Raw genomic sequence first — 25,496 nt, forward strand, 5'->3', positions numbered from 1 at the left:
GATAATATCATATTCCGAAGGAGGGCTTTGCCTTTTAGAATGCAGCTAGAAGTATCTCAAAGGCCTGATGGAGCGCCTTGGCTTGCTCATCTGTAAGTAACCCGTACCCTGCTCCTACAATTGCAAGAGCTCCCCCTACTATCATCAAAACTCCTTGTTTCTTTTTGTTTGTTTTATCCACGAAACTCATCCTCTCAGTATTACTGTATTTGTGCTGCCATCCCACTCAACCTGTAGACAAAGTGCAGCAGCCAACTCACGAGCTGGAGCATATGCCGATCCCGCGATGATCTTCTCGTTAAAGTCTTTGCCGTTAACACGAACATCTTTCGTCTGTTCAATCCACTCCACTTTTCCACCGGCAGCATTGGCAACTGCACGGACTGGCAGCATAGAAACGCCTTCCTGCAAAAAGCCCGTTACCGCAAGCAGTTGCCTGTTCAGCTTAATTGCAACCGGGACTTGCTTTGGCTTATCCACTTTACCCACAGCTTTTTGCAAGAATTGTGAGTAATTTGTTCGGAATGTGCCCATCGGGAATGCAGGACAGTTTTTCCACGTGTAGCCGGGGTACTCCTGGTGTCCCAGTACCTGTTTTATGGATGGAATTTGTTCCTGTAAGTGCCTGATAAGTCGGTTTGCAGCGTCTAGCTGCGCAGGTGTCGGTTTCTGTGTTCGGAAATCCCCCACAAGGCAAATGCCTAGCGCATGACGGTTGCTGTTGCCTACGTGGTAGGAAATTGCCTCTGGATCGTTGCACCAGTAAATTGTGCCGTCTTTCTGTACAACGAAATGATAGGCAATGCCCGGCCATCCGTTAGTGCCTACATGATATCTCGCAAATGCTTCCGGTGACCCGCTTTTTGTAGCTGAATGATGCATGGCTGCCGAACGGATGTCAGTCAGCTTACGCCGTCTATACTTTAGTGTTTTGTGGCGTGGTAAAGAGGCGCGAACGTCAACGACGCGCGCGCCTTTAATAGTCATATTCATTTTTATTTCTGCTCCTTTCTTGCAGCTCGCTCTGCTTTCGCTTTGATTTCCGATCCTACCAATTTTTCAACCGACCTTGGCATTGGCCAGCCAGCTCGATGTGCATTGGCTGTCAGGCTTGTCCACGTGTGGTAAATGAGACCGAACGTTACTCCATAAAACAAAAAACCTGGCGTGCCCATGACGCGATCTAAGAGATTGGCTAAGGCTGGTAGAGCAAAGAGGAACATTGTGCGTGGGATTCTAGACAACCCATAATCAGATGAGTAGGATTGATCTTTTTTGGCTGCGGAAATGCCTGTGATCCAATCCAAGACAATCATGAAAAAGAGCACAATCAGGATGTCTTGGCGGTTCGTTCCATATAGATAATGAAAAACGGGAGACACGATTGCACCCGCTGTTGTCGCCAAAGCGTTTGCTGGGGTTGCTACGTTTTCTAGGCTTTGAAGAAATTTCATCAGCTCATCTTCTCCTCACCCCCACGGGGCAAAAATTAAAGGAGCCGCGCTAGCAGCTCCCCTATGAAATCCTTATTTTGTTGAACCTTCTTGTTCAAGTTTCTCGATTCGTTTCTCTAGTTCGCTCATTTTTTTCTTGAACCATGTTCGTATGAGAAGATAAGTGACTACACTCACTGGCAGCCATACGAAAATGATTAACCAAAGAAAACTTCCCCAGTCCCATGTGAATCCAATATCACCATTCATGTAATGTCCTCCCCTGATTCATTCTTAAAAGATAAGACGCTCTGGGTTCCGGGAAAGTCTCAAAGGAGAAGGAGCAGCTCCCCATAAAAAAACACCTTCGCTCTTTTGAGAGAAGGCGTTAAGTTGTTTGTACTGTAGCTAAGTGTTCAGCAACAGGTAAGCGGTAGGGTTCCGGAATTACTTTTTCTGCTTCCATCCCAGTCGGTTCTAGTGACCAGCCGCATTTTACTAAGTAGGCATAAACCGGAATCATATATTTTACCACCATCATTTTTCACCCCCTTTTAATGTTTGAACTTCTTTTTGTAATACCTCAACAGTCTCATGTAATGCAGCTATCGCTTCATAAGCTGATTGGAGCTCTGTATTTACCTTTGCTTGCTCACTTGCACGCAGTTGAGCCAAATCGGTTTGTTTTAAGTGTCTGCCCATGGCTTCGCACCTTCCTATTCGTAACTGATCCCGAAACCGTCAATTTCTATCGGACCTAGCCGCTCTTTTGCGTCTACCGTAATCTTTAGCGCCAAGCCCCAGTCAGGTGCGGTTTTAATCTTGTTTGTAAAAAAATATGGCTCACCAGAAATGAAAGCTGCTGTTACATCTTCCCAAGTCGGGGTAACATCATTCGCATTATTTGAGGCTTGGACAGTTAAGACAGCAGGAGCCCTCGTATCCAAGATTTCGAAGAAGTCCAGGGCGCAACTCATCCCTAGTGCTGCGGGGTCTGCTTTTTCATTTCGATTGACGATCTTAATTTTGTGCGGCCCATAGGGTAATTTCGTGTTTTCATAAACGATTTGCTGCTTGGTATCGCCTACGTACCCCGCAGGTACATACTGACTTACGGTTTTAACCAGTACATCGTCTATATAAACATCTACCAGCCCATACCAATGGCTTAACCAACTGCCAAAGCGAATGCCTGTACCGATAAAAGACAACTCGGCCCAGGCTCCGGTTACCCCTGCTACATATGCAGTTGTTCCCTGGCTGCTTCCAGCGTCTACATAGTTAATGTTGTTCCAGGCAAGCCCGCCGCTGCTGTACGTAATTCTTGAATCAGTGTTTTCTATCCGTTTTACTGCTGGTACGTGAATAGGTAGCGTCGCAAATTTTGATAATACGCTTCGATCTACAGGGGCCGTCGTTTTGATTGGCTTTGTTTGTAGTGCCAGTGTTGTTCCGCAGCGTATCCGTGTTTTACGTTGGATGGTCTGGGTATTATCGACATACGGGTACATGACCGCCAGCATATCCCCGCTATAACGGGGGTCTGTGCCTGCCTGTATTACGTTCTGTTCGGCCAGAGTTATTTCGTACAGGCGTACCTGATCAAGCCATACCGTACCTGCAGCCATCAACCAGAAATACAGGTTTTTGCTTTGCCCTGGGTACGACGATTTCAGCGATACGGCGTACGTTTTAAATTCGGTTGTAAGGCTGAAATCGCCCTGCGCGTAGCCGCCCCATAATTCCGCATGTAGCCTTGTACCAGCGGTGGCTGCTTTCGCACTGAAAATGAGTAAGTACTTGGCATCATCTTTCAAGCCAACGTTATCTAAGGCTATCAGGGCGGGGTTAGCTAACGGAGTACCCGCACCTGTGGCGACGATTTTTACCGACGCGATGCCGCTTGCTTTTGTTGTGTTGTCAATGCTGATGGAATGGTTTCCCACTGCCGTCCATCCCGTAATACTTTCGCAACTACCCTTTGTACCCAACTCGTTTACTAGCGTCTGTTGGTCCGTCCATTCAGAGTACGCACCCGTAGTACCGTCAATGGCTGCCATACGCCAGTAGTACGTCTTCCCTTCTTCCAGGTCAACTTGTGGCGTGTAGCGTACCTTCGTATATTCTTTCAAGCCTTGTATTTTTACTGATATGTCGTCTATATACCCCGTAAGGTCTGCCGTTTCGTCAGTAAACGCACGAATTTGTACGAGAGTAGTATTAGCTGGAATTGTTATGGTTTCAGTAAACTTTAGCCAACCACTTATTGTAGCGTCGTACCACATAGAGCTCGTATCTAATCCCGTATCGGTAATAAGATCTATCTGCAATTTTCCCTTGTTGTGTTGCGTTATTTTCATATAGCCTTCTACAACAATTACATCACCGGGTTTCCAACCCTTCAGGTCTTGGTAAAAACCTATTGCTTTGGACGTTTTGCTTACCAATTTTAGAGCGCTGTTCCCTTTGCGTTTTACCTCTGTGTCTGTTCCCGCGAACTCCCCATCAACAAGATTGCTGTGCATTGGCTTCCAATAGGTACCCGCAGGGCTTTCAAATCCCCCATCTTTCACCAATTGTGCAGGCCGTACCTTGCCTGTCGTAATACCTTGCCACTCCCAAGCTGTACCGTCGAATACCTCCCAGCCTGTAGCGTCTACGTTGCTGGTGAATGTATAAATTTCGGCTTCGGACGACAACTGCAACACGAACGCCTGGGCGTTGTTTTCTACGTCGTCATTTATTGTTGCTTCGAAAACGGGCCGCTTCCCTACCCGCAGCATATCTGGAATATGATCGGGTATCGGCTTACCTGGAGGTACGTTGATAACGAAATACTGCCCTTTCGAAAATCCACTAACCATGCCAGTCGAATCGCTTACTTGTACCTCCCAGTAGTATGCTACTCCTGCTGCAAGTACACCATCTGGTACGTCGTAATACACATTCGTAGAAACGATAGGTCCGCTGTCGTGAACAATACCGTTATCAGACGCTCTTTTTATCCTTACCTGAAAGGCGTTTTGCACATGATTTTCAGTGTCTGCATATGTCCATTGTACGCGTGGCGTTTGGCTTATCATTAAAGGTAAGGCACTTGTCCCTAACGGGCTCTTAGGCGTTACCGTTGGTGCTTTTGTTGTTTTAAAGTATTGACGAGTAGCATAAGGGCTTGCGGCGTCGTGGTTGTCCCATACGATGACTTCCCAACCGTATACTTTGTCAGGCTGCAAAGCTGTTACCCCGCTAGATGGATACGTAAAGGTCGTGCTGCCTGTGGTTACTTTACCACTGTCATAAATAAGTGTTGCCCCGTCGTATATTTTCAGTTGTCGCGCCTTCTGGCTGTTCCCAACGTCTGGGTCAGAAAATGACCAGTTCAGTGTAGGAGTCAACGTCGCTAGTACTGCTGGAGCAGCAAGAGTCCCTGTGGGGTTCATTGAAGGCACGTGTGGGGCTACATTTACTGGTGCAAGCATAAGGGCCATAATCGCAGAATAGCCCCCCCCGCCATGTGATAACGCTGGAGGCTGAGCCAACTGAGTAGAAATATTGTCCAAGTAACCAACAGAAGCTGACCCATTCGTCAGCCACGTATAATTGGGCGGATTTGAAGGTGAAGTATAGCGGTTTACCAGCAGAACGCCCATACCAGGTGTAGAATACCCTGTTGGAATAGACTGGATGGGTGAACCAGACGCATAGCCTGTACTATCCCAGTCCACAATTTGGGCATTCCTGAATACTACTGTAACTTGCGACTGGCTGTTTCCGCTCACCGTAATGTTGGCTGTTACGTCATTATCTACGGTATATACTCTGGCACAAACCGAATCGGGTGAAGCCCCAGCGGTGTTGTACGCGTGGGTATACTTCTGGGTCATACTTCCTGCACTTAGTGTAGCGGTTGCGTCCACCCCGCTGCTCCCAGATGTAGCAAAGGTTACTACTACGTCACCCTTTTTCAAAACAGCGTTTGATATTACCGCCCCAACTCCCAGGGCTTCGTAGGCTTTTGAAATAATTGACAAGATTATTCCTCCCTTCTATACCAGATACACTTTCTTATTCTTGCTGTCATGCTTTGTAGCCCCGTTCAATAGGGTTACATCTTCTACATCTATAAAGGATTCAATATAAATATTGCTTGTCAAACCATTTAAAATTGCCCCTTTTACCGTCTCCAACTCAAGAGCCATTTCCAAAATGTTTTTTTCATTAATATCTGCCCTCCAATGCAGATGAGCTATCTCTGACTTTGCTACAGTTTCTAATTGCTCTATTTTTGAATCGATCTGATCAAAGTTTTCGTTAATTTTTTTAGCCCCTGTCAAAAGACTGTCAGGGGCGCTTGGATCGATAGATATACGATTCTTCATTTACGTCACATCCTTATGAGGTATGCACCATCAATGCCCGCGCTTTCGGAGTTATTGTCATTACAGTCGTGTTCTGCTTTATTCGAATTCTCAGCTTTGTGGAGGATGAAACAGTGCGTTCAAACTTCAATCGCGTAAACTCGTCATCAATAGGCGTTTGTTCGGTTGCCGATCCCATAGCCGCCCACGTCTTCCCACCATCGATGGAGTATTCAACAGTTTGTGACGTACCACTTGGTGTACTCAACTCCACGTATACAGTAACTTTCGTAAATGGGGCTGTTGCTGAAATTTCTCGACTCATATATACGCCATTCTTTTTATAGGCCATCGGGATTAGACTTACACTCGACTGGACGACTGGTGACGAACCAGATGTCTTAAATAAAGCCCGTACATGTACCTTGTTCGTTGGCTGCGTTAACCATGTCACATCCAAATCATCAAGTGCATACCAATTTCGCTCATCTATGGAGTATTGCCACAACAGCGCCGAATTTCGAGGTACAAGTTGACTTGCTGAAAGGACAAGTTGAGTCACTTGGTTGGTAGATACAGGATTAAATTGGAGCTTTGCATCGTTCATAAATTTGGCTCCGTAAAGCTTAAACTTCAAGTCGGAGTCCTGATGTGCTGTCCATGCCGAACCGTTGGAGCTTGAAAACAGGACACCCACGTCATATGGCTGGCGTGAAACAGTTTTCCTAGACAGGAGGTCTTGTGCACTCATTCGTGCTACAAACGCTCTATATTGACTAGAAGGTGTCAGAAGCACGATCGCATACTCCGTATTCGCCTGTAGTAAGATCGGCTCAGGAAACCTTACCTTTGTTGCCCTACTACTATCATTGGATACGTTCACCTGAGAAGAATTGATCGCGACTGAAGATAAGATCGTCATAGAAGGATAACCATTCACTACTGTGCGAAGTTGTACCGTTAAGTCCGCTACCGGGTCCTTCGTGCCCAAGTACAAATCAACTGATGTCACAAACCGCTCATCTGTAAGCATAAAGGTTTGTGCAAGTGGATCAGTCAGTCGCCAAGATGGAATCTGCCAAAACGTCTGCTCGACCACCTGCTTCCTACCAGTCCCTACATAAGACGCTTTCGCTTCATTTTGTTTGGTAGCCATCCTTACACCTCGTTCCAGAAATAGACTTCACGGGTTCCTGTGCGTACATTAGCTGGGATTATAAATGTGCAACTGAATCGTCCTTGAGCATTCGCTCTCACTGTGTTGGGCAGCGTACCGGCTGCCGATCCGTTTATCGGAGTAAGGTTTACCGGGATGCCATCAAATGTCGCCTTGATATTGTCACTGTTCGGTTCAAAACCTTCCCCGACCACTGTTACCTCACGCTGCCGTATGAATGGAACTTGTTCATCTAAAATGACCTTTGTTTCAGTCCGAGTCGTTCCCGTCGATCTCCAATCCGCCCACCATCCCCAAACGGATTGTGTAACTGTTGACGTCTCCACCCAGGTATCATGAGAAGGGGTCAAACGAATTGTGGCCAAATTCCCGAACACTTGATATGGATTTACATTCATGGTTTCTGTTGCAAAAGGTTGATCAATGAGTACCTCTTCGGTATATGGCAAGGTAATTAACCGCTCATGGAATCGCACGGTAGATGCTGCTTGATTTACTTGCATCTCTATAAAGCTATTCTCAACTGCTAACTGTACCGTTTTTTCACGCGGGTTAATCATTGCGTTAAAGTCAGGATGGGTAACGTCGGAGCGTTCAAAATTGGTGAAGTTATCTGTAAAAACACCCTTTTTCGCTAGTGACGGATCAGAGTTTTGCGCCGCCCGATCCAGGTCTGCCAACGCTTGGTTGTACTCTGCACGTTCTAAACGATCAAGGAGAGAACGCAGCTCGAGCATCGTCAATCGTTTAGGTTTCCGATTCGAAACTACAACAGCATCTGAATTTGGAGGTAGATAAAGCTCTCCTAGTTCTAAGACATCGGGTGGTGAAGAAGGAGGGTAAGGATTCATGTCCGACTGACCATGTATGACATGAACTTCTCCTTGATAAGTAAGGTAGTAAACATCTTTCCGCCCGAGAAAAAATTCATAGGTCGTCTGGAAAGTCGAGTTCGGTACAGGCCTATCACTTCCAAGCCATTTTACCCCGTTGTTATCCAACGTTACATCTGTCCCAATAACCATCAGTTTTGTATAGCGATACGTGACTGTATACGACGTCCCACCTGATGGCTCGGCACCTGCCAATGACCAGTCTACGGCATCACCTGAGAGTTGAAAGTCTGTCCCTTTGACATAACTTGTACTGCCGGCCTGTATCGAAACAATATCTACAACAGGTGTCATTGGTAAAAGGTCTGAGGTTCCTGCCACATTTCCCCGAGTAATTGTCTGTGTCTTCTCTACGGTTGCTGTAACCGTCTGTAAAGCTTTCACAGGCTTTGAATTTAGCGGGTAAAAGGATGTATTAGACAGATACGTCTTCGTTTCATTAACAACCACACGGGTGTCCAGTGCTTTGGGAATAGCAAGTCGCAGGGGAACCAGCTTATCAATTTGATATCCAAGAACATAGGCTCTGCCTGCGTCGATTACGAGCGTTACGTTCGCTGCATCCCTTGGCTCTATATATCCATCCATTCCTGAGACCAAGAATGAACCATTTGTGTCGTAGCTTCTACGAGCTAGAATCGGGGTAAATCCTTCGAGCTCAGGCGGTAATTTGGATGTGATGAGATCCCCGTTCACCAGACGATACATATGAGTTGCTTCTGGATCATCTACTACCCAAGTCGGATTCAAAATGGTTCGCTGAGCACCAGGCATGCCATAATTAAAAAACCCAACCGCAGGATCATACAGGGTTGGGTCATCTTCATATGTGATTGTTTCTGGATTGACCCGCAACCCAATGCTTTCCTCTCCAGTTCCCTTTATCCTCAGTGTTGTTTCCGGTACATCGTGGATGATTCCCCCTAGATATACCCGTGCTGCTGATACGATGACAAGCGTTTTCTCCTTATTAATCAATAACTGCCCGCCCTCTAAGATGTGACCTGATCCGAAGATTACGTCCCCTATTTGCTTATCCCGATAGAGTGACATGGCTTGTAGTTCGTTCAGCTCAGCAGTTTGAACCCGGCGACCGCCGACAAAATCAACAGACTTCCATCTATTCATAGGATCGAATCGGTTGTATACTTCCTTTGCCATCGTTACCCTCCTTACAGCTCCAAGATATACTCAATGCTTTCGCGATGGGTGACTTCCCGTTGCAGTGGCGACTGATTCGTCACAGCTAACAAGAAACCTATATCCTTCACTTCATCCGGTTTGACTACCTGTTTATTTACCGGTGACCCATCTACCAAGATCGTGCCCGCATATACTCCTGTTTGACGATAATTACATATTGGAAACTCGTCATACCTCAACCAAGCCTGTACATATAGCCAACGGCAATCAATTGCCCGCGCTTCAACTTCCTCAATGAGGCGCCACTTCTGGCCACGTTGTATGATCGTTCCATTTGTATCATCTGGCGTTACAAACCTCACTTGGTCAGCTCGCTTCAACGCAACAATCTCTGTCATCGTCTGACCATAGGAGACATCTGGAACCTTCTCGGAGTTTTCAGGGTTCCACGGAGATGTTTTTCCCACAGCGATAAACACATTCTTGTCCCTGTACAGATTAAAGGTCTGATACGTTTTCATGCCTTTTACATCACTTGTTTTTGAAGGCAACTCCTACACCCCCTAATTTGTTTTCGTAACCTTTGATTGTTGAATATAGAACACTTCGTCAACAAACGTTACGTCATCCGTAAAAAATACATTCGGTGACCACCAACTCATGCGATCATGCTTTATGCTTTGAAACGAATACTGAGTTCGCGAGTGGTTTGTCATTTTTTCCTTACCGCTCAGCTCATCATCCCCATGGTCAGTGGTAAGAATTGCCCCATATCTATCCATACTTTGACTTGCTGATCCTCGTTCATACTCGATCTTGTGAGATAACGCAATCGAAAATAAATATCGAAAGCCTGCTGGTCCCATTAATTTGACAATTCCTTGTGCTACACCAAGTGTCTCAGGCGTTGTGAAGATGACTGCTGTTAACGGGGCAAATTCCCAACCATCTGCCATTACTCCAAACTCAGAGAGTTCAACACCATCTTCAGGCATGAGGCGATAAGATTCTTGTAAGCCATATCCTTGTGAAAGAATGGATTCAACTGTCATCCTGCCATTGGTTGCTCTTAGCTTTGCAAGCAGGTCCTCATCATCGGCGGCATCTAATTCACGCCTCCAGAGCTCTAAGGAGTCCTCATACATGAGGTGAAGAAAAAAGGCTTTCCATATATCACTATCCACTGGCAAATAGTCGGAGACAGCGCTCATAATCGCACGCATATGTCTACTTTTTTTATAGTAACTAGGTAGTTCACTCAATAGAGCATTGACTTGCTCTTCGCTCATACGATAGTCACCACCGGATCAATTTGAGCATCTGGCCTTAGTGTAATGCTCGTTGTTGGTACTATAATTTTGGCATCCGTTGCGCCAGCCCCAACTAATACAGCAAATATCTGCGCTAAAAATAGCGTTCCTCCGACTCCAATCGAATTGGTATATGCCAGTATTGTTTGTCTGGCTTTTTCTTTGTCTATTCCCGTTACCACAACTTCAATAGGTACAGTTTGTCTACTGACATGTCTAACGACAAGATCAAGCCCTGGTGTTTTACGGCGATCAATTAATTCTCGAACTGTCTCCAATAAGTTAGGAATGGTGCCGCCAACAACCAAGTCAGCAGTTCCGATCCCTCTTATCAAGTTCAGTCCCCTTGCGTAGTTTACACCAGGTATTGACAGCGCCCAACGTTCATAGTCAGATAACGCTCCACCACGCTCAGGATTACGTTTATGGCGCAATATTCGGTTGCGTAAATCCTCCGTTGGCTCGTTTTTATCTAGTGCTAACCCGTAATCTATTGCCATGAGCTCTAGGTACTTCCTCGTTGCAGTTACAGCAAATGCTTGTTCGATGATCTTGCCACGTTCTTTATGATGTTTGAATAAGGCTAGTGCAATCGGAGCAAGAGCATCGTAAATAATTGAACCTTCACTTCTGTCCAGATCTTCTGGGACGGTGAGAAGCATTTCATATAAAATTTGCTGGAAGGTTGAGCTTTCCAGAAAGCTAAGATCAGTTTCAGACATTGATACTCATCTCCAAGACCCCTTCCTCAGTAACCATCAAAAAGGATATTTTCATGGTGTTACCTACCCACTCAAAAGAGAAATTCTCGCAACGTTCTATCCCATACAAATATTCCAAAGCCTCCTTTACCAACCGCTTAGCCTCTGCCTGCTTCCACGCTCTCGTTCCATCACTCCTAATCACTTCTTTCAGTTCATTCCCATAATCTGAGGAATAAATAGAAAACATATAGCGATCAGTACGTAATGCTTTTGTGGCTTTTTGGAGTAATGCCTCTTCTCCATCAATCATTACCGACTTGCCGTCAGGTCGAACGGCAAACTGTCCTGTTTCGAAATCAAACTTATACGTTCTAAGCACATTTTTAATGGGTCGTAGTTCCTGTGCTGGGCTATCATCTTTCACTGGGAAAACCGGAAAAATACTCATGGGCGTTTCACCCTATCTAGGATGTAATAGGCAGAGTCCACAGATAACACGTGTACTTTATCGTTCAATTTCAAAACGTCCTCAAATTGCAGTAACAAATAGTTATGTTTAAACGAGGTAAACGGCGCAGCCACGTCATCCGTGTCTAAAAAATCTTCCTTTTTCATGTCACCCAAATCACGTTCTGCTTTTTCTTGATGGGTAATCGTGACAATTCGTGTATGTCTCGTCAAGTGTTCTAAGACAGTAATAAACTCTTTCCCAATTGGTTCTGTCATACCATCTATCAAGATTTTCAAATCGGGTGGTGGCTTAATGACAGTTGCCAACTCTATCCGTATATCCTTTGGGGGTGGATTTGTCCCACCAATTCCTTGTTTTTGATTGGCACCTGAAAGTACGTGAGCAAGCTTTTGAAAGCCATTCACCTTCCATTCACCTCCATCTGCAAATCGAGTTTCATTTCATGGTAGCCAGGTCGTATCGTATGGCTGTCGCCGAAAACAGTAAACACCCCTTGTAGCTTCGTGATTTCCTCGTAGACTTCAATTTTTGTCCCTGCAATGACGTCATCGATGCCCAAGGAAGTAACGGAAGCCTGCTCCTTAACTCGGCTTAGATTCTGCAATTCTTGCTTAGCCACCTCAATTTTGTTTCCCCGGTCTTCATCTTGTATTTCTATCACCTTAACAAGATGGCCGTACCGTTTAGCGTTGATAGAATCAACTTCATCATGAAGGACAGAAATGTATTCACTGTCGCTTCCGACCACTCTTACAACTGTTCTCATGTCTGCAATTGATCGTTTCCGTTCCGCGTTTAATAGATTACTTCCCTGCTGGACTTTCCACTGAATTGTTTGCCCTCGCTGTGTTCCCACATAAATCTTCCCTTGGTCAATCCAGCACCAATACCGAACACCAGTAGAGCGAAACACTTGATTGAGGACGTCTACAACTGCATCCCATACACTCTTTCCGCGAATGACTTGTTTTTCCACGGCAGGCATTGCTCCTATGCCCCCAACAGGAATGCCATGCTGCGCGAAAATGCGCTTTAGAAGCTGATCGGCAGCCTCACCTGTTGAAACCACAGCTACATCGTTATTGAGTAAATAAAAGCCGAAATCATATGCTACTGCGTTGATATCTCCTTTTGCTGTCCTTCCTAAGTCAACAATCATACCTGTGAAAAGTGAGCGTGGAGTGCCGGACATAAAGGAAATCAACTCTATCAGGTCGCCTTCTTCTACATTCACATCAGGCCAAAAGCGATCCCGACCATTGTTGGTTTTAACAGCCAGAGAACGCTTTGCTTCCTGACGACTTCCGGACCATGTTGCTTCTGAGAAGGGAAGGAGCAGCGCTTGCTTACCCGGCTTTTGAAATCGAACCTCGTAATGATATCTTGGCAGCATCAGTCTCCCACCTTTCCGCCCAAGATTTCATCGTGAATTATACTTGTCAACCAATGATTTTTTTTCTTCTTTTTTCTTGGTGGCTGACACCTTCGCTTTTCGTGTATCCGGTCGCTTCCCTTTACCCGTTGTTTGGAAAGGAATGCTCACTTCAGTACTCTCCATGGTCACGAACCGATACTCTTTCAGTGCTAACTTGAAATCTATGTCAAACCCGTCCCATTCATAGGAAAAATCACGTATGGTAACAGCAGCATTGATTTCGCTACCTGTGACGGTAAAACGAATTGGATACCCTGAGTTTTTCCAACGTTTCATGGTTTCCACGAACTCCTCTGGGGATGGAAAACCATCATAATCGCACAGTCCCGGATCATATGTTTCAGGCCAAAAGGTAGAAAAAGAATACTCTTCCAAGGTTGGCTCTCCGATGATAGTCGCCTCTCCTATGGCGACAAGTTCAATATCGATGTAGCTGTGCCCGATCTTTACTGCTATTTTGGGTGGAATGACAGGAAGACGAAGCTTTTCAACGTTATTGTTCCAGGCTAACCAGAACTCAAGGTGCTTGTATTTCACTTGTTTCTATATCTCTCCTCTCAACATAAAAAGCACACCCGTTTGAGTGTGCTTCTACTTTATTAATCTCCTAGGCTTTTTAAGTGGAAACGCCTATTCTTGATTGACAATTGCTGTAATGGAAAAAATCCAGTAATATAAGTTATATAACTGGATTACACTAAAAATGACCGCAGGTGTTCCAGCACCTACGGCCTATACAACAGACGTTCCCTACATGGGGGCGGCTCAAGGATTAACTAGAGATAGACCTCTCCGGATTTGGACCCAAGGGAGGTCTATTTCTTTTTGGGGAAAGACAGGATCGCTACCACGAGCATTGCGAATGAAATCATCAACGTCAATGCTTGGAACACTGTCACAGGCGTCACCTCCCCCCGTTTCCGACATGGGAGATGAGCCGACCACCCTTGAGGAGCCGCTTCTGTTGTATATGGAAGATTATAACACGTGAAAGCTTCGGTATGAGAATATATTTCCTCTTATTCAAGCACGATAGAACCTGTACCAGCTAATACGTGTCCGATTTTTTCTGCAAGCAAATCAGCCATCTTCTCACATAAGCTCTCTAATTCTTCCTCAGAATTCTCTATTGTTGATTGCCCAGTCAATTGAATAGTGGGACGGAAGTCTATATAAAAAGAAGTTGGCTGCCCACTTGGACTTGTATACTGTGCCTGAGTTCCACTTGCTATAGAAGGTGTATAACTTGGAACCTGACTAAAAGCACCATCCAAAGCTGAAACTAATGAGTCACTTGACGCTTCAACACCCATTGCCATAGTCTCAGGAATAGCCATCCCACTATCTGTAAGGCGAGAAAAAGGACCCAGCTCAGCATCAGAATGTGGTAAGAATTGATCAGCCCATTCTAATGCACTGGCAATAGCATTTGCTACTTCGTCCTTAACAGATAAGATCCCGTCAACGATTGTCAGTATGATTTTTTTGCCGCTATCAAACAAGCCACTTATCCACCCATCAAACCAGCCGTCGATCGTAGTAAAGGCGTTGAAAAAAGTTTCCTTTATTGTCTCCCAAGCCCCCGACCAGTCACCTGTGAGGAACTGAATAAATGCTGTGAACAGACCTTTCCAGAATTCAAATTGCATTTTGAAATATGCTGTAATTCCATCCCAAACTGCTATCCCCGCATTTTTAACCCATTCCCAGCCTGCTACTAGATAAGCACTGACCATATCCCAATTTTCGTAGAGCCACCAGCCAATTGCTATTAAAGCTATTATCGCAGCTATTACAAGAAGAATGGGCCACAAAGCACTTATCGACGCTATGCCAAATCCAGCCATCGCACCTGACATTGCTGCAAAGCCTGCTGATACAGGCATCCATATTCCAGCCAAAAAGATTAATGGTCCCACCAATAAAGCTAGGGCAGCCATTACCATCAAAAATGAAACTGCCACCTTCGTGATGAACGGATGCTCTTTTGTAAATGACCCAATCCCCTTTGCAATTTTCGCAAGAAGACCAACAATTGGTTTTGCCACTTCTAATACGGAGTCACCTATCGGATCAATTGCTAGCTTCATTTCGTTTGCCATCGCTTGCCATTCATTCGAAACTTGGCCAACTATTTCAGTTGTTTTTCCTGCAAAATCTTCAAGTGGACCAGCATTAAGCATGGACATTAAAGCCTTCCGTCCAACATCTTCATACTGAGTTCCAAAGACGTTTCCCAAGACGTCATCTTGTAACTTCTGATCCTTGATAGAAGCAATCCCTGCTGTAATCGTCATGATCGCATTTTCTGCTTCTTTTCCACCGGCTTTGATTTGATCGAGCATTTTGAACAGTTTATCCTCACCGAAAATACCTTCAAGAGCGCCTAAGGCTTTCTCATCCAGCGCTTTGTTCAACCGAATACCAAATGACTCTTTAAAAGCATCACCAAGCTTGTCAAAATTGAGCGCCCCTTTTTCGGCTCCTGCAACGAACATACCCATCATCTGCTCTGCACTTAAACCTGCCTCTTTAAACTGTGGCGAGTATTCCCAAATAGTATCAAGCAGGTCGTCAGCCTTGTCTCCGACGCGATGGTATGCCGCAAAGATCATATCCAAACCTTTAATCGGATCAGTTGCCCATTGCTCCTGCATCATATCTAGAGCTTTGGCAGTCCCTGCTTGATCAAGATTTCCGAAAGAAGCCTTTTCGAGAGCAAGGGCTCCTTCGGCCACTTTTCTAATCTGTTCGTCTGTCCCCTCAAGTAACTGACGAAACCGTCCATAGGCTTCTGCTGCTTCCATTGGTGTTTCTACCAAACCTGATGTGAATACCCCTTTGGCGCTTTCTGACAAGCTTGACATCTCAGCGTCAGTAGCACCTACATTCGCCTGAAGAATACCAAGAGCTTGATCCATGTCATGCGCTGCCATAGCAGCAGTCGACAATCCTGCTGTAACGACAGCGCCTCCTGCTGTTGCCAGCCCGCCAATTTCCTCAAGGTGTCCTGCTACGGCATCTACATGTTCAAGTGATGCTGCTGCTTCATCACCAGCTTTTGCAGCTTCGCGCAGAGCTCTTTCCAGCCTCGAAGCCCCTTTACCATCAACGGCACTGGCTTCTTGATCTACATCAGAAAGTTCCCGGGATAGTCTTGTTGCTTGCTGGTAAGCGTCATCCAAGGCACGTTCCATTTCCCTGATCGCGCCGTCATCCATGTTTTCAATCGCATCTTCCACATCGCTTGCAGCATCTTCCACATCATCGAAAGCATCTAGGGTTTTGCCGAGCAAACGCAGGAGAGAAGTGAGTTGCCGACTTATCTTGTCTTCAAAGGCAAGAGTTGTTGTCGCTGCCATTGGTTATCTCCTCCTCCCCTTTACCCGCCGACCCTTTTGTCGTTCTAGTTTCTTTGCCTGCTCTGCTTTACGCTCCATTTCCATCGCTGTGGAAACCAAGACGAACTGTTTTTCGCGTTCTGGTAGGCATAGAATTTCTGACGGTAGCCTTTCTTTCTCTTGCCAGATATAAGAAAAGAGAGCCAACTCAGGACTCTCTTTTATGAGTTTTTTACCTCTTCCTCAGCCTCCTCATCATCCGAGAAATCGCTGATCTTAGAGATTGCCTCATGAAGTGCATCAATTTCATTCGGACTGAAAATGCAAGGGACTACATCAACAGCAGCAATCTTACCGAACTTCGCAAGCACTTGTTGAGAATCAATGTGAAAATCTGTACGATCCGTATCGATACCTGCAATGATGATCTCTGCTTTCAAACGCAAGTCATCAAACTCCACTTTCCGTTCTGCTTTACTCTTCTTACCGGAAACAGAAACTTTCAATGCTGCCTTTCTTGCCTTGAAATAAACTTCACCGGAGACCGAACGGATCGGTAGCTTAACGCCTTTCTTCTTCCAATCCCATACGTCCTTTACGACTTCTTCCGTATTCATGTTTAAAAAATCTTCCATCGTCAAAAACTGACTCATTTGAGATTCCTCCTTGGAATAGCCCTGGTATTTCAAATAAACTCGTAGTCGTCAACTGTACCTTCGAGGGTTGTATCCTCATCCAGTTCACCGTGACTCCATTTTGCTAATGACAGAGAGTCGGGACAAAAACCAGTCACTGCGACGCGATACTTGCCAGCAATTTTGTCGTCGAGTTCCCCAATGAAATTCACTTTCTTTTCGGGGTTTGCCGAGATTTCCATGATGAGCTGCTGGATATCCGATGTACGTTCAAACGTAGCTGTCATGCTAACAGATGATGCCAGCACACGATGTCTTTTCCGAAGCTTCCCAGCCCTCTTACTTTCACCCTTCTCAAATTCCTCAGAGAGCTCAAAGCCAATGCACTCGGGGAGTTCCCTTCCATTCTGGTCATAAAAATGCCCATGGGTACCGGAATACGTTTCTTTCATGCTGTATCACCTCACTTTGATTTGTTGTAGATATAAATTTTTTCGAGAGCATCTTGATGGCGGAAGCCAGCAATGAAATGGCCCGCATTACGAGCTGGTGTGTAAATCGGGTCCTCCCCGTGATATTCGGGGTCTTCAATGAATTCGTAATCATTCGCGATGACTTCCAGCATGGCGAGTGGTCTAAAGACCTCTTGCTTCATCATCTGGCAAAAGGCAGCGCGGCGAGCAGGGCTGTTGCTGTTTGGCTGCTGACGAATCCACTCCTTTCCTGCTTCCTCTTCTGCATGGAGAATGGTGTGGAAGGTGTCAGCCACCCGAATCTTGCCGTAATCTTTTGACTGATCAGGCCCCGGAATTGTCAGGGTATTTACAGGCTCCTGGATGATAACCTGCCGATTGTCCATGTTCAGCATGAGCACGCCAGCTTGCACCATTTCGATTAAGTCCGTATCCGGGTCCCACTCATGCGTTAAGGATTCGAACGGGGTAATGTACAATGCCATCGTGTAATTGAGAGGCAGTGAAGCCATCAGGGATGCAATGTAAATTGCCACTTTTGAACTCGCATAGGTGTTGCCTTTCCAACGTGCTCCACTTCCTACATTGACAACAGCCATGTGGTTCACATCGGTAGATGCTTTCATGATGGTTTGCTTGTTTTTATCCCTTGTTTCATCGCCGCCGAAAACAAACTTGATGTAATTACCTAGCGCATTTTGCTGTTTAGTCCAGTCTTCTGCTGCCGCATTTAAGGCAGGATCAGCAATTCCAAGAGTAAATACACCGTACTTGCCTTTCTGAGTCGCAAGGGCATTTTGATATGCCGTGTATTTTATTGCCTCCACACTGGTTCCACTGTTACCCCCAGTCAGGTTTACACCTGCTGTGGCTTCGGGAAGCGTATCAGCTATCTTTTTCAAGACAACAAACTCGCTATCACTGAAAGCCTGAACCAGCTCATCCACCGTTTTCGCTGCCCGACTGTCCACCAGCTCCGCTCCCCGATAGATCAGCAACTCTGTTTTAGTAGCATCCAACAAACTGGGCTGCACCACGACTTTCAAGTTATTACCTGCCTCGCCTTTGTACTTGGCTTCCACAAGTAGAACGTCAGTTGCATTCCTCTTCAAAGTAACACTTGCAACGGCCGCATTATCCCCTGCCACGCGGTACAGCAATACCTCCATTGGATAAGGGTTAGCTGCCCAAATCAAATGAAACGCTTCTGTGACTCCGAAGATTTTCTCAGCGGAAGCCTTGGTTCGGACTGTTACAAATTCCCCGATTGGGCCCCAATCCGCGACGATTGGTAATGCAAGCTTTCCACGATTGCCGATTGTTGTTTGCTCTTTGATGAAGGACTTCAAAAAGGAGTAGACACCGGATAAGACCTTGTTTTCTCCCAACTGATATTGTCCGGCCATTTACTTCACCGTCCTTTCCTTGAATTTCTTCACGAATTCCTCTGCCTGATCGACTGTCATCTCGTCTGGAGCATCAAAAAAGGTAGCAATTGCTTCGGTTCGGTTTAACCCGAACTTCTGCTCCGCTACCTGCAATATTTGCTCTTTTTTATAAGCTGGTTTATCCTGCTCCTGTTTGCGAGCCATAACGTTTGTCTCCTTTCCTCAGTGATTCATCATAGCGTGTATGAATAACTTCTAACGGGTCGTAAACCACCGGAGTATAAGGGATATAAGCGGTGTACTTCAATTCAAACGATCGGTCTAAGTTATCTGGCTTGCTCATGGTCAACCGACACTCTCGCAGATATCCCACTTGCTTCTTGTCCGGGCCGTAGAGTGGAAGAATCCAGCTCCGATCCGCAAGGTCTTGACTGACAGCCAAAGATAACCTCGTAAGTTGCTCTATATCCTTTGCCATCAGAACAAAGTTCATCGTCCCTTTCTCTCGGTATGCATCAGCACGCCGTGGCTCCGGAATACGAAATGGCTCTTCAACAAACCAAATGGGCCGTTTAAAGTCCTTGGGTACAGAAAGGTTCTCTGTTTGGATTCCTGTCAAAGAAAATAGCCAGTGTCGTACAGACAGCACATCATCCCCCATCTGGAAACAGCCTCCTTGCTAAATCATCTAGCTCTTCTTTTACCAACTCGTCCATGATTGACTCAACCTCTGCTGTCGATCTCGCAAGATAGTGAACGCCAGGAACGCGCTTCCCTTTCAAGATCATGCCGTCTGGATGATCAGGGACATAAATGAATTTTTCTCGATCCCAGTACCCCGGCACAAATTGCCCTTTCCTCTGAGTGAACCCTTCTTCCACGTAACGCGCATATGACAGGTTGGTGCCTACCGTGATTTCAGCTCGAAGCCCACTTAGGACCAAATCAAATACATTTTCCTTGTGACCAATAACCAGAGAGGCTCGAAGAATCCCGTCCCGTACTGGAACCCTATCTTGAGCTCCCCGTAACACCTGCATACCAGCCATACGGGCAACCCGATCCATAGAAATCTGTACTTCACGTTTGTTATGCTTTTTCAAACGTTTGTACATACGCTCCAGCTCTCTCTTATCTACCTTTGCCATCAGATTTCCGGTTCCTCTCCCGTGACAGGATCGATCATTGTAATCACTACTTCGTAATGATGTAAGCTTTCAGCTCCATACACAGGATAAGGGAGACTGACTACATACAGGTTGCCTGCGAATTCAGGTTGCTCAATCATGAGGCGCATACCTGCCTTCAAATCTCCATACAGGGTGTGCATGAGGAAGTCCTGAGGCGTCGCCTGTCGCCCTGTAAGCTGCTGAATGCGACCGGGGGAACCAGACACCCTGCAAGGCACTTTCTGAACAACAGGAAGCCATTCTGAGCGGTCTTTCCCCCCAGTGAAAGGGTCAGCTTCCCCCCCGACATTCAAAAGGGTAAAAGAGTGGCACAGAAGCCGCTTATATTCGGTTAGATCATCCACAGCTTCTGCCCCCTATTCTTGTTATATTTTTTGAGGATACCTTCGACTTTTGGATCATTGCTCACATAGGAAAACGTCTCCTGATAATCCCCTTGCTTGGTACTGCTCAATCGTCGATCTTGGGCCATGTCTTTGACCACCATTGCAACGGCCAGTTTCAATTCGAGAGGAACAGGATCAGGTACCGTCACCTGTCCCTCCACATAAACATTCGCCCGTAGAATGACTGGATCAAGACGACTTAGCTCCCACGAATCAAATTCAGCATAAAAACCGATCAGCTCATTACTTGTCAGAATTGCCATCGGTATTCACCGGCGTCTCTTCATCTGCTACAGGGTCATCTTCCAGCTTGTATCCCAATGGTTCGTACACGACTTCAAATGCTTTCCGCGTCACTTTTATTTTTTTCTTGTCCTTGCCAGTGGTGATTGTCAGCATATCATTTGGTTTTTTCATGAACGATAGCTCCTTTCTATAATTAAGGTGTAGGTACAAATCCGGTAGGACGCAGGACAGCAAATGCCCCTTCTTTGATTACAAGGAATGCAACTTGGAACGTAGCTTTCAATGCAACCATGTCTTGCTCAGCAAGAGAAAGAGGCTTCCCATCTGCTCCAGTAATGGAGTGAAGAGTCGCCTCACGTAAGATTTCATACTCAATATTTTTAAGAATGCCTGTCTTGGCCTTTTTGAAGTCACCAGCAATCAGGTCAGCTTTTGTTTTGTCCCAAGCACCATTTCTGCTGTACTCAATCGGCAGCGAATACAGTGAATCTTCAGCTACTCCTTCGCGTACAGATGAAAGGTAAAGAGGATCACCTTGGCTATTTTTCAATCCGCGCAAGGATGTCTTTAATCCGGTATGCCCAACAAACGCTCGTGGCTCTTGGTCATCAGCTTCAATCAGTGCCATGACATTGTTTACATCATCGGCCAGATTCTGACCCGCGACAGAACCGCGAGTAAAGCTGTTCCCCACATTGATAGCTGCCCCCAAGATATTAGAAGTAAACGGAGACTCCGTCCCCATGATCGTAGCTGCATCCAATTTAGTATGGAATGCTTCAACAATGTACGGCTTCAGTTCTTCAAACACATCGATTCGTGAGCGATCCAGTGCTTCCTTTGTCATTGGAATGATGACAGCCAGCTTCTTAGCGGTCAATGTAACCTGTGTCCAGGAAGCTGTCGAGGTTTTGATACGTTCTCCCTCCCCGACCCAGTAAGCCCCAGGCTTATCTAGAAATACTGGAATCTTTTTTGTTGCTGTTGTCATTGGTTCCAGTTCGGAAAGTTTCAAAATAGCCGAACCGCGGACTACATCCTTGATGATCTCTTGTGATGTCTCTTCCGGAATCAATCCGCTAAGGCTGCTGCTGAACGTTACTCCCTCATTGAATCTTTGCAAATCGAAATGAAGTGGTGCTCGTTTTACTAGTACCATGCTATTCATGAATGATTGCCCCCTTTTAGATGCGCTGCAATTTACGCAGGTCTGAGATATTTGGAATAGTAGACTTTTGGCTAGCTTGTGGCTTTGCTCCAGGAGTAGTTCCCCGCGGTGTTTCGTCTGACTTCAACCAGGGTTTGGAAGTGATCAACTCAGTCACATACTTATCGATGTTTTTAACCTTGCCTGCATCCGTCACTTCCACCTTAGACAGATCAGCCAGACGAATCGCATCCGACAATTTATCTGGGTCAATCCCCTGCTTTATTGCCTCCAAAGTGAAGGCATTTTCAATCCGGAGGGATTGGATTGTACCATTGGCGTTCTTCAGGTCAGTTTCCCGCTCTAACAACTTTTGTTCAGCAGTTTTTTCAGCCTCTTGCTTTTGCTTATGGGAATCAACGATCCCCTTTAAGTCATCTGTCTTTTCGATGCCCAGCCCTTTCAAGAAGTCCCTGACCGCTCCTTGTAGTGCGGAATCGTATTCCTCTTGTGAGGAAAAGGCTACCGCAGGCTTACTTTCCCCGCCCTTATCGCCGCTACCATTTTGTTGTGCGCCTCCGTCATTTGCTCCAGCAACTCCACCGGAACCACCGCCTCCATCGTTACCACCTTGCCCACCTTCCCCTTCGCCATCATTGAATCGTTGCAAACGGAATAACCATTGAGACTTTTTCACTTTGTTCCTTCCCCTTCCAGATTTTGAATTTCTAAAGACACATAATCCGGGTATTGTTGTGCTATTGCTTGAATCCCCAGCAACGCGGTTTGCATGATGGTAGAAACCCCAGCACATACAATGTCCTTGCCATGCTCAGCATAATTCGCATGACCAATGGCATGGATTTTCATTTCACCGTTGTCCAGAAATGCTTGAATCTTGATCACATCGATCTCGCCTCCTTTCAATACCAAAATAAAAAAACCGCCAACATAGCTCGGTTTTCTACAGTAAAAAAACATGGTATAATCTACCAGGATAAACCTCCTGGAGGATTGAGGAATAAATGGTACATCATCTTAAAAGAGCCTTTATCTTTTCAATCATTATTAATCTTCTTTATTACGTTGTTGTACCTATCATTTCAGGCATGTTCTTAACACATTTCTACGTACCTGATGTTGTTAATGCTTATGATAATGTGAAATATTTACAAAACGAAGTTGAGTTTGGCGTAATTAACAGAACAAACTTTTCCAGCATTCTCTTAAGTCTTCTTGCTGGCATAGGCATTTACGGTTTACTCATCACAACTATTCACTTTTTCAAAAAAGGCCGTCCTTAAAGTAGGCTAAACCGAAATCCCTTTCTCCCGTCTCCATTCCTCGTATGTTCGAGCTGAGGTGTATCCTCTCTCCTGATCAATCCGGTAAGAGCGCTCGCGTTCCAACTTCTCCAAGACCTTCGATTTCAATACTGGCCGCCAGTACGATCGGCAATTTGGATGATTTGGTATGCGTTCACCCTCACGCCCTGGATTGTCGGCTGTATCATAGTCAAGCGGATATCTCTTGCCGTCTAGCTTGCGGCACTCGGAAGAAGTCCACTTGTCCAACGTGGCACAAAATTCTTTTTCACTCACAATATCTGAATTAGCTTGGTAAGCCATCGTTTGCCCTTGGGCAGCAGCCCGGTTTAGTTCTGTACGAGCAAGGCGTTGGGCGCTTGACCAACTCTCTGATGTTCTTTTCGTAATCTCCTTAGCTGTTCGGGTCACACCCCATCCCTGAGTTGCACCCTGAGTAATTACATCTTCCATGGCTGCCGCCAACAGGTCAGTACGCATGCGAATCCGTATGGAAAAATGCCTGCCTTTCCATGGTCGCTCCAATGCAGCAAGTACCATCCCGGTATTGATCTGTGGAAGCCGAACCTCTACTTGTGCATCCTGTTCAATAAAATAGAGGTGATGGAACAGGCTGAGCTTGTACTCTTCCGCCCATTTGATTCGTAGTTGCTGCTCTTCTTCCATTCGGAGGGTGTGCAAGATAGTTTTTATGCTTGTCATGATGAGGTCGAGCCGTGCGGCGTTATAAATCAAGGACACTAGTTCTTCTCCGCTTTCAGCAAATCGGGCGTGGAGGTCAGTGATTTCTTGCACAATGCTTTTATTGGCTTTGGAGAACAGCTTTTTTAATTTGACCCCATGCTTTTCAATTCTCGCTTCCATTTCCTCTTGATAGCGTTCCTCTCTGCTCATGCAGCGTCACCGTCTGGACTGTTTTCATCGTCAGGGGGCGCATCATTATCTGTCGGCTCCTTGTCCTCCAATGCGTCGGGGTCGAGTATCCTCATTCTGCGTTCGGCCTCTTCGTCTTGTTCTTTCAGCAGCTTTTCACGAGATGCACGCGGATCATCCACAAACGGCAGCAGTGCCAGTCTTTCCTCATGGGACAACTGACCAACCAGTTTCGTCACGATCTCCACCATTTCCACCAGATTCACTGGCATGTTCTTGCTGAACTTCACATCGACAGCTTGATAATCCCACTGTTTTTTGTGTTTTCGATTCAGCATGCCAGTAAGAATACGAATTCGATTACGAAACCCTTTTCCGTACTGGCGCATCTTTATGCCCGCCTTAATGTCGGCATGGTAAAAGATGATTTTCAACGCGATTCCTGACGGAGCAGTCCCCACTTGGTCAGGGCGTAGGTGTGGTGTTCCAGTTTGATCCAGCAAGGATTCAATTAGTCGATTGATTGTGTTTTCTTCATGCTGGTCCTGCAAATCCCAAGTGATCGGCACCGCCTTACCACCAACAAGAATTTGCGATGTTGACCACATTTTCGCTAGATATTGCTTTTTCTTCTCTACATCGGTGATCAAACTCCCTTCCGAATCGTAAAGAATCAAATCGTCCAAATCGAGGTCCTCAAACAGCACTTTCGGATTTTTGAAGTATTCCTGCACATCTACCTTACCAGTGACAGCCTTGTTAATCGCGTCCATAAGATGCTTCAGGTCTGAAAGATCGCCCATCCCCTCAACCATCCCATCATCGCGGTTTTGCTGATGTTTCCGACGCCGATTGACGTAGTGCGTCCAAGGGACAACGGGCTTCTGCTGAAACTTACCATCTTGGTCCTTTACGCGGACAGTGATATTATGCGAGACGGGATTCTGTTCCCTGCTCATATCCAGAACAAAGGCAGTCCCTTCTTGTCGGAGGTAAGTAATCTCGTTTTCATCGTAAACTTCTACCAACATAGTTTTGGTGTTTCTGCTAACATCCGTCATCGTATAGTACCGAATAACCGCAATCAGCTTAGCTTTAACCGTTGTGTCATACACAGCAATGCATTCGTCAGCTTTGAACTCAGCAATGCATATCTGACCATCCTCGTCGAAGTAGTAGTATTCGAAAACCTCTCCGTCAATTGAACCGTCTTCGATAATGTCATAAGACAAGCTCTCTTCATCATTAGCCATCAGGACAGCTTGCAGCTTTTTAACGTACTCTTCTACGTCTGTCCCTGCCTCATTGGCAGAATAGCGAATAGGGTTACTCGCAATGTATGAAGTTCCGAAATCGATGATTTTCCGAGCAAAATTCAAGACTATTTTGTTATTCGGTTTGCCCTTTTCCTCTTGCTTGTAGAGAATGTCCTGGTCTCCATCGACATACCTTCGCATGAGCGAATAGTCCTTCGTCTGGTGTTTTTTTATTAGGTCTGATACCCAACGCCACGAATTATTTGCTTTGTTCTCTTCGTAAAACTCCTCTAGGAGCATCGTTTGCATTT

34 protein-coding genes are annotated in these 25,496 nt (G+C 45.8%); 1 reads left to right on the forward strand and 33 read right to left on the reverse strand.

Annotation, left to right across the window (positions count from 1 at the left end):
• Positions 1-34 precede the first annotated feature (34 nt).
• From AB432_RS30545 to AB432_RS18350, 31 genes are all read right to left on the reverse strand, one after another.
• A complete protein-coding gene (locus AB432_RS30545; RefSeq protein WP_162630254.1) occupies positions 35-181 on the reverse strand; it encodes a hypothetical protein in 147 nt (48 codons plus the stop codon).
• Between the two features lie 5 nt (positions 182-186).
• Positions 187-993 carry an N-acetylmuramoyl-L-alanine amidase gene (locus AB432_RS18225; protein ID WP_048033482.1) on the reverse strand — a complete coding sequence of 269 codons (807 nt, stop codon included), beginning with the start codon at positions 991-993 and terminating at the stop codon, positions 187-189.
• Between the two features lie 2 nt (positions 994-995).
• Entirely contained in the window at positions 996-1,454 is a 459-nt protein-coding gene (locus AB432_RS18230) for a phage holin family protein (RefSeq protein ID WP_048033483.1), read from the reverse strand.
• A gap of 72 nt (positions 1,455-1,526) precedes the next feature.
• Complete coding sequence (locus tag AB432_RS30790) at positions 1,527-1,703, reverse strand: hypothetical protein (protein WP_164724554.1); 177 nt, start codon at positions 1,701-1,703, stop codon at positions 1,527-1,529.
• A gap of 118 nt (positions 1,704-1,821) precedes the next feature.
• Entirely contained in the window at positions 1,822-1,974 is a 153-nt protein-coding gene (locus AB432_RS30795; protein WP_167403236.1) for a CD1375 family protein, read from the reverse strand.
• Positions 1,971-2,135, reverse strand: coding sequence for a hypothetical protein (locus AB432_RS30550; protein WP_162630255.1), 165 nt, complete (start codon positions 2,133-2,135; stop codon positions 1,971-1,973). Before AB432_RS30550 ends, AB432_RS30795 begins: the two co-directional genes overlap by 4 nt.
• Positions 2,136-2,149: 14 nt before the next feature.
• Entirely contained in the window at positions 2,150-5,464 is a 3,315-nt protein-coding gene (locus tag AB432_RS18235) for a glycoside hydrolase family 78 protein (RefSeq protein ID WP_048033484.1), read from the reverse strand.
• Positions 5,465-5,479: 15 nt separating this feature from the next.
• Positions 5,480-5,812, reverse strand: coding sequence for a hypothetical protein (locus tag AB432_RS18240; RefSeq protein WP_053079602.1), 333 nt, complete (start codon positions 5,810-5,812; stop codon positions 5,480-5,482).
• A gap of 13 nt (positions 5,813-5,825) precedes the next feature.
• On the reverse strand, positions 5,826-6,947 hold the full coding sequence (locus tag AB432_RS18245) for a hypothetical protein (protein ID WP_048033485.1): 1,122 nt from the start codon (positions 6,945-6,947) through the stop codon (positions 5,826-5,828).
• Between the two features lie 2 nt (positions 6,948-6,949).
• Complete coding sequence (locus tag AB432_RS18250) at positions 6,950-9,022, reverse strand: DUF4815 domain-containing protein (RefSeq protein ID WP_048033486.1); 2,073 nt, start codon at positions 9,020-9,022, stop codon at positions 6,950-6,952.
• A gap of 11 nt (positions 9,023-9,033) precedes the next feature.
• Positions 9,034-9,555: a hypothetical protein gene (locus tag AB432_RS18255; protein ID WP_235617495.1), complete on the reverse strand. Its 522-nt coding sequence runs from the start codon at positions 9,553-9,555 to the stop codon at positions 9,034-9,036.
• 12 nt (positions 9,556-9,567) lie between these two features.
• Positions 9,568-10,293, reverse strand: a complete 726-nt coding sequence (locus AB432_RS18260; protein ID WP_048033487.1) for a hypothetical protein — start codon at positions 10,291-10,293, stop codon at positions 9,568-9,570.
• A complete protein-coding gene (locus AB432_RS18265; RefSeq protein WP_048033488.1) occupies positions 10,290-11,036 on the reverse strand; it encodes a baseplate J/gp47 family protein in 747 nt (248 codons plus the stop codon). Before AB432_RS18265 ends, AB432_RS18260 begins: the two co-directional genes overlap by 4 nt.
• Entirely contained in the window at positions 11,029-11,466 is a 438-nt protein-coding gene (locus AB432_RS18270) for a DUF2634 domain-containing protein (protein ID WP_048033489.1), read from the reverse strand. Before AB432_RS18270 ends, AB432_RS18265 begins: the two co-directional genes overlap by 8 nt.
• Positions 11,463-11,894, reverse strand: coding sequence for a DUF2577 domain-containing protein (locus tag AB432_RS18275; protein ID WP_048033490.1), 432 nt, complete (start codon positions 11,892-11,894; stop codon positions 11,463-11,465). Before AB432_RS18275 ends, AB432_RS18270 begins: the two co-directional genes overlap by 4 nt.
• Positions 11,891-12,883, reverse strand: coding sequence for an XkdQ/YqbQ family protein (locus AB432_RS18280; protein ID WP_048033491.1), 993 nt, complete (start codon positions 12,881-12,883; stop codon positions 11,891-11,893). Before AB432_RS18280 ends, AB432_RS18275 begins: the two co-directional genes overlap by 4 nt.
• A 27-nt stretch (positions 12,884-12,910) precedes the next feature.
• Entirely contained in the window at positions 12,911-13,462 is a 552-nt protein-coding gene (locus AB432_RS18285) for a hypothetical protein (RefSeq protein WP_048033492.1), read from the reverse strand.
• 278 nt (positions 13,463-13,740) lie between these two features.
• Positions 13,741-13,833, reverse strand: coding sequence for a putative holin-like toxin (locus AB432_RS31545; RefSeq protein ID WP_221629570.1), 93 nt, complete (start codon positions 13,831-13,833; stop codon positions 13,741-13,743).
• A 111-nt stretch (positions 13,834-13,944) separates the two neighbouring features.
• The gene (locus AB432_RS18290) at positions 13,945-16,287 is read right to left on the reverse strand and encodes a phage tail tape measure protein (RefSeq protein ID WP_048033493.1); all 2,343 of its coding nucleotides are present in this window, start codon (positions 16,285-16,287) and stop codon (positions 13,945-13,947) included.
• 200 nt (positions 16,288-16,487) lie between these two features.
• Entirely contained in the window at positions 16,488-16,919 is a 432-nt protein-coding gene (locus tag AB432_RS18300) for a phage tail assembly chaperone (protein WP_048033495.1), read from the reverse strand.
• A 32-nt stretch (positions 16,920-16,951) separates the two neighbouring features.
• A complete protein-coding gene (locus AB432_RS18305; RefSeq protein WP_048033496.1) occupies positions 16,952-17,353 on the reverse strand; it encodes a phage tail tube protein in 402 nt (133 codons plus the stop codon).
• Between the two features lie 11 nt (positions 17,354-17,364).
• Positions 17,365-18,780 carry a phage tail sheath N-terminal beta-sandwich domain-containing protein gene (locus AB432_RS18310; RefSeq protein WP_048033497.1) on the reverse strand — a complete coding sequence of 472 codons (1,416 nt, stop codon included), beginning with the start codon at positions 18,778-18,780 and terminating at the stop codon, positions 17,365-17,367.
• Complete coding sequence (locus tag AB432_RS18315) at positions 18,781-18,966, reverse strand: YqzN/YkzM domain-containing protein (RefSeq protein ID WP_048033498.1); 186 nt, start codon at positions 18,964-18,966, stop codon at positions 18,781-18,783.
• Positions 18,941-19,423, reverse strand: coding sequence for a hypothetical protein (locus AB432_RS18320; RefSeq protein WP_048033499.1), 483 nt, complete (start codon positions 19,421-19,423; stop codon positions 18,941-18,943). The genes AB432_RS18315 and AB432_RS18320 overlap by 26 nt, the downstream gene beginning before the upstream one ends.
• Positions 19,413-19,910: an HK97 gp10 family phage protein gene (locus tag AB432_RS18325; RefSeq protein ID WP_048033500.1), complete on the reverse strand. Its 498-nt coding sequence runs from the start codon at positions 19,908-19,910 to the stop codon at positions 19,413-19,415. The genes AB432_RS18320 and AB432_RS18325 overlap by 11 nt, the downstream gene beginning before the upstream one ends.
• A complete protein-coding gene (locus AB432_RS18330) occupies positions 19,910-20,296 on the reverse strand; it encodes a hypothetical protein (protein WP_048033501.1) in 387 nt (128 codons plus the stop codon). Before AB432_RS18330 ends, AB432_RS18325 begins: the two co-directional genes overlap by 1 nt.
• Entirely contained in the window at positions 20,284-20,601 is a 318-nt protein-coding gene (locus tag AB432_RS18335) for a hypothetical protein (RefSeq protein ID WP_048033502.1), read from the reverse strand. The genes AB432_RS18330 and AB432_RS18335 overlap by 13 nt, the downstream gene beginning before the upstream one ends.
• Entirely contained in the window at positions 20,582-20,755 is a 174-nt protein-coding gene (locus tag AB432_RS30800) for a hypothetical protein (protein ID WP_201265891.1), read from the reverse strand. The genes AB432_RS18335 and AB432_RS30800 overlap by 20 nt, the downstream gene beginning before the upstream one ends.
• 22 nt (positions 20,756-20,777) lie before the next feature.
• A complete protein-coding gene (locus tag AB432_RS18340) occupies positions 20,778-21,752 on the reverse strand; it encodes a phage major capsid protein (RefSeq protein WP_082195958.1) in 975 nt (324 codons plus the stop codon).
• A 16-nt stretch (positions 21,753-21,768) separates the two neighbouring features.
• The gene (locus tag AB432_RS18345; protein WP_048033503.1) at positions 21,769-22,428 is read right to left on the reverse strand and encodes a hypothetical protein; all 660 of its coding nucleotides are present in this window, start codon (positions 22,426-22,428) and stop codon (positions 21,769-21,771) included.
• Positions 22,425-22,637: a ribosomal-processing cysteine protease Prp gene (locus AB432_RS18350; RefSeq protein ID WP_048035878.1), complete on the reverse strand. Its 213-nt coding sequence runs from the start codon at positions 22,635-22,637 to the stop codon at positions 22,425-22,427. The genes AB432_RS18345 and AB432_RS18350 overlap by 4 nt, the downstream gene beginning before the upstream one ends.
• Before the next feature lie 119 nt (positions 22,638-22,756).
• Between AB432_RS18350 and AB432_RS31320 the strand changes: the two genes are divergently transcribed.
• On the forward strand, positions 22,757-23,035 hold the full coding sequence (locus tag AB432_RS31320) for a hypothetical protein (RefSeq protein WP_048033504.1): 279 nt from the start codon (positions 22,757-22,759) through the stop codon (positions 23,033-23,035).
• Positions 23,036-23,041: 6 nt separating this feature from the next.
• Here the strand turns inward: AB432_RS31320 and AB432_RS18360 are convergent, their stop codons facing one another.
• Both AB432_RS18360 and AB432_RS18365 read right to left on the reverse strand, forming a co-directional pair.
• Positions 23,042-23,950, reverse strand: a complete 909-nt coding sequence (locus AB432_RS18360) for a minor capsid protein (RefSeq protein WP_048033505.1) — start codon at positions 23,948-23,950, stop codon at positions 23,042-23,044.
• Complete coding sequence (locus tag AB432_RS18365) at positions 23,947-25,494, reverse strand: phage portal protein (RefSeq protein WP_048033506.1); 1,548 nt, start codon at positions 25,492-25,494, stop codon at positions 23,947-23,949. Before AB432_RS18365 ends, AB432_RS18360 begins: the two co-directional genes overlap by 4 nt.
• Positions 25,495-25,496 lie beyond the last annotated feature (2 nt).

The sequence above is a fragment of the Brevibacillus brevis genome, from assembly GCF_001039275.2.
Lineage (GTDB): Bacteria > Bacillota > Bacilli > Brevibacillales > Brevibacillaceae > Brevibacillus > Brevibacillus brevis_C.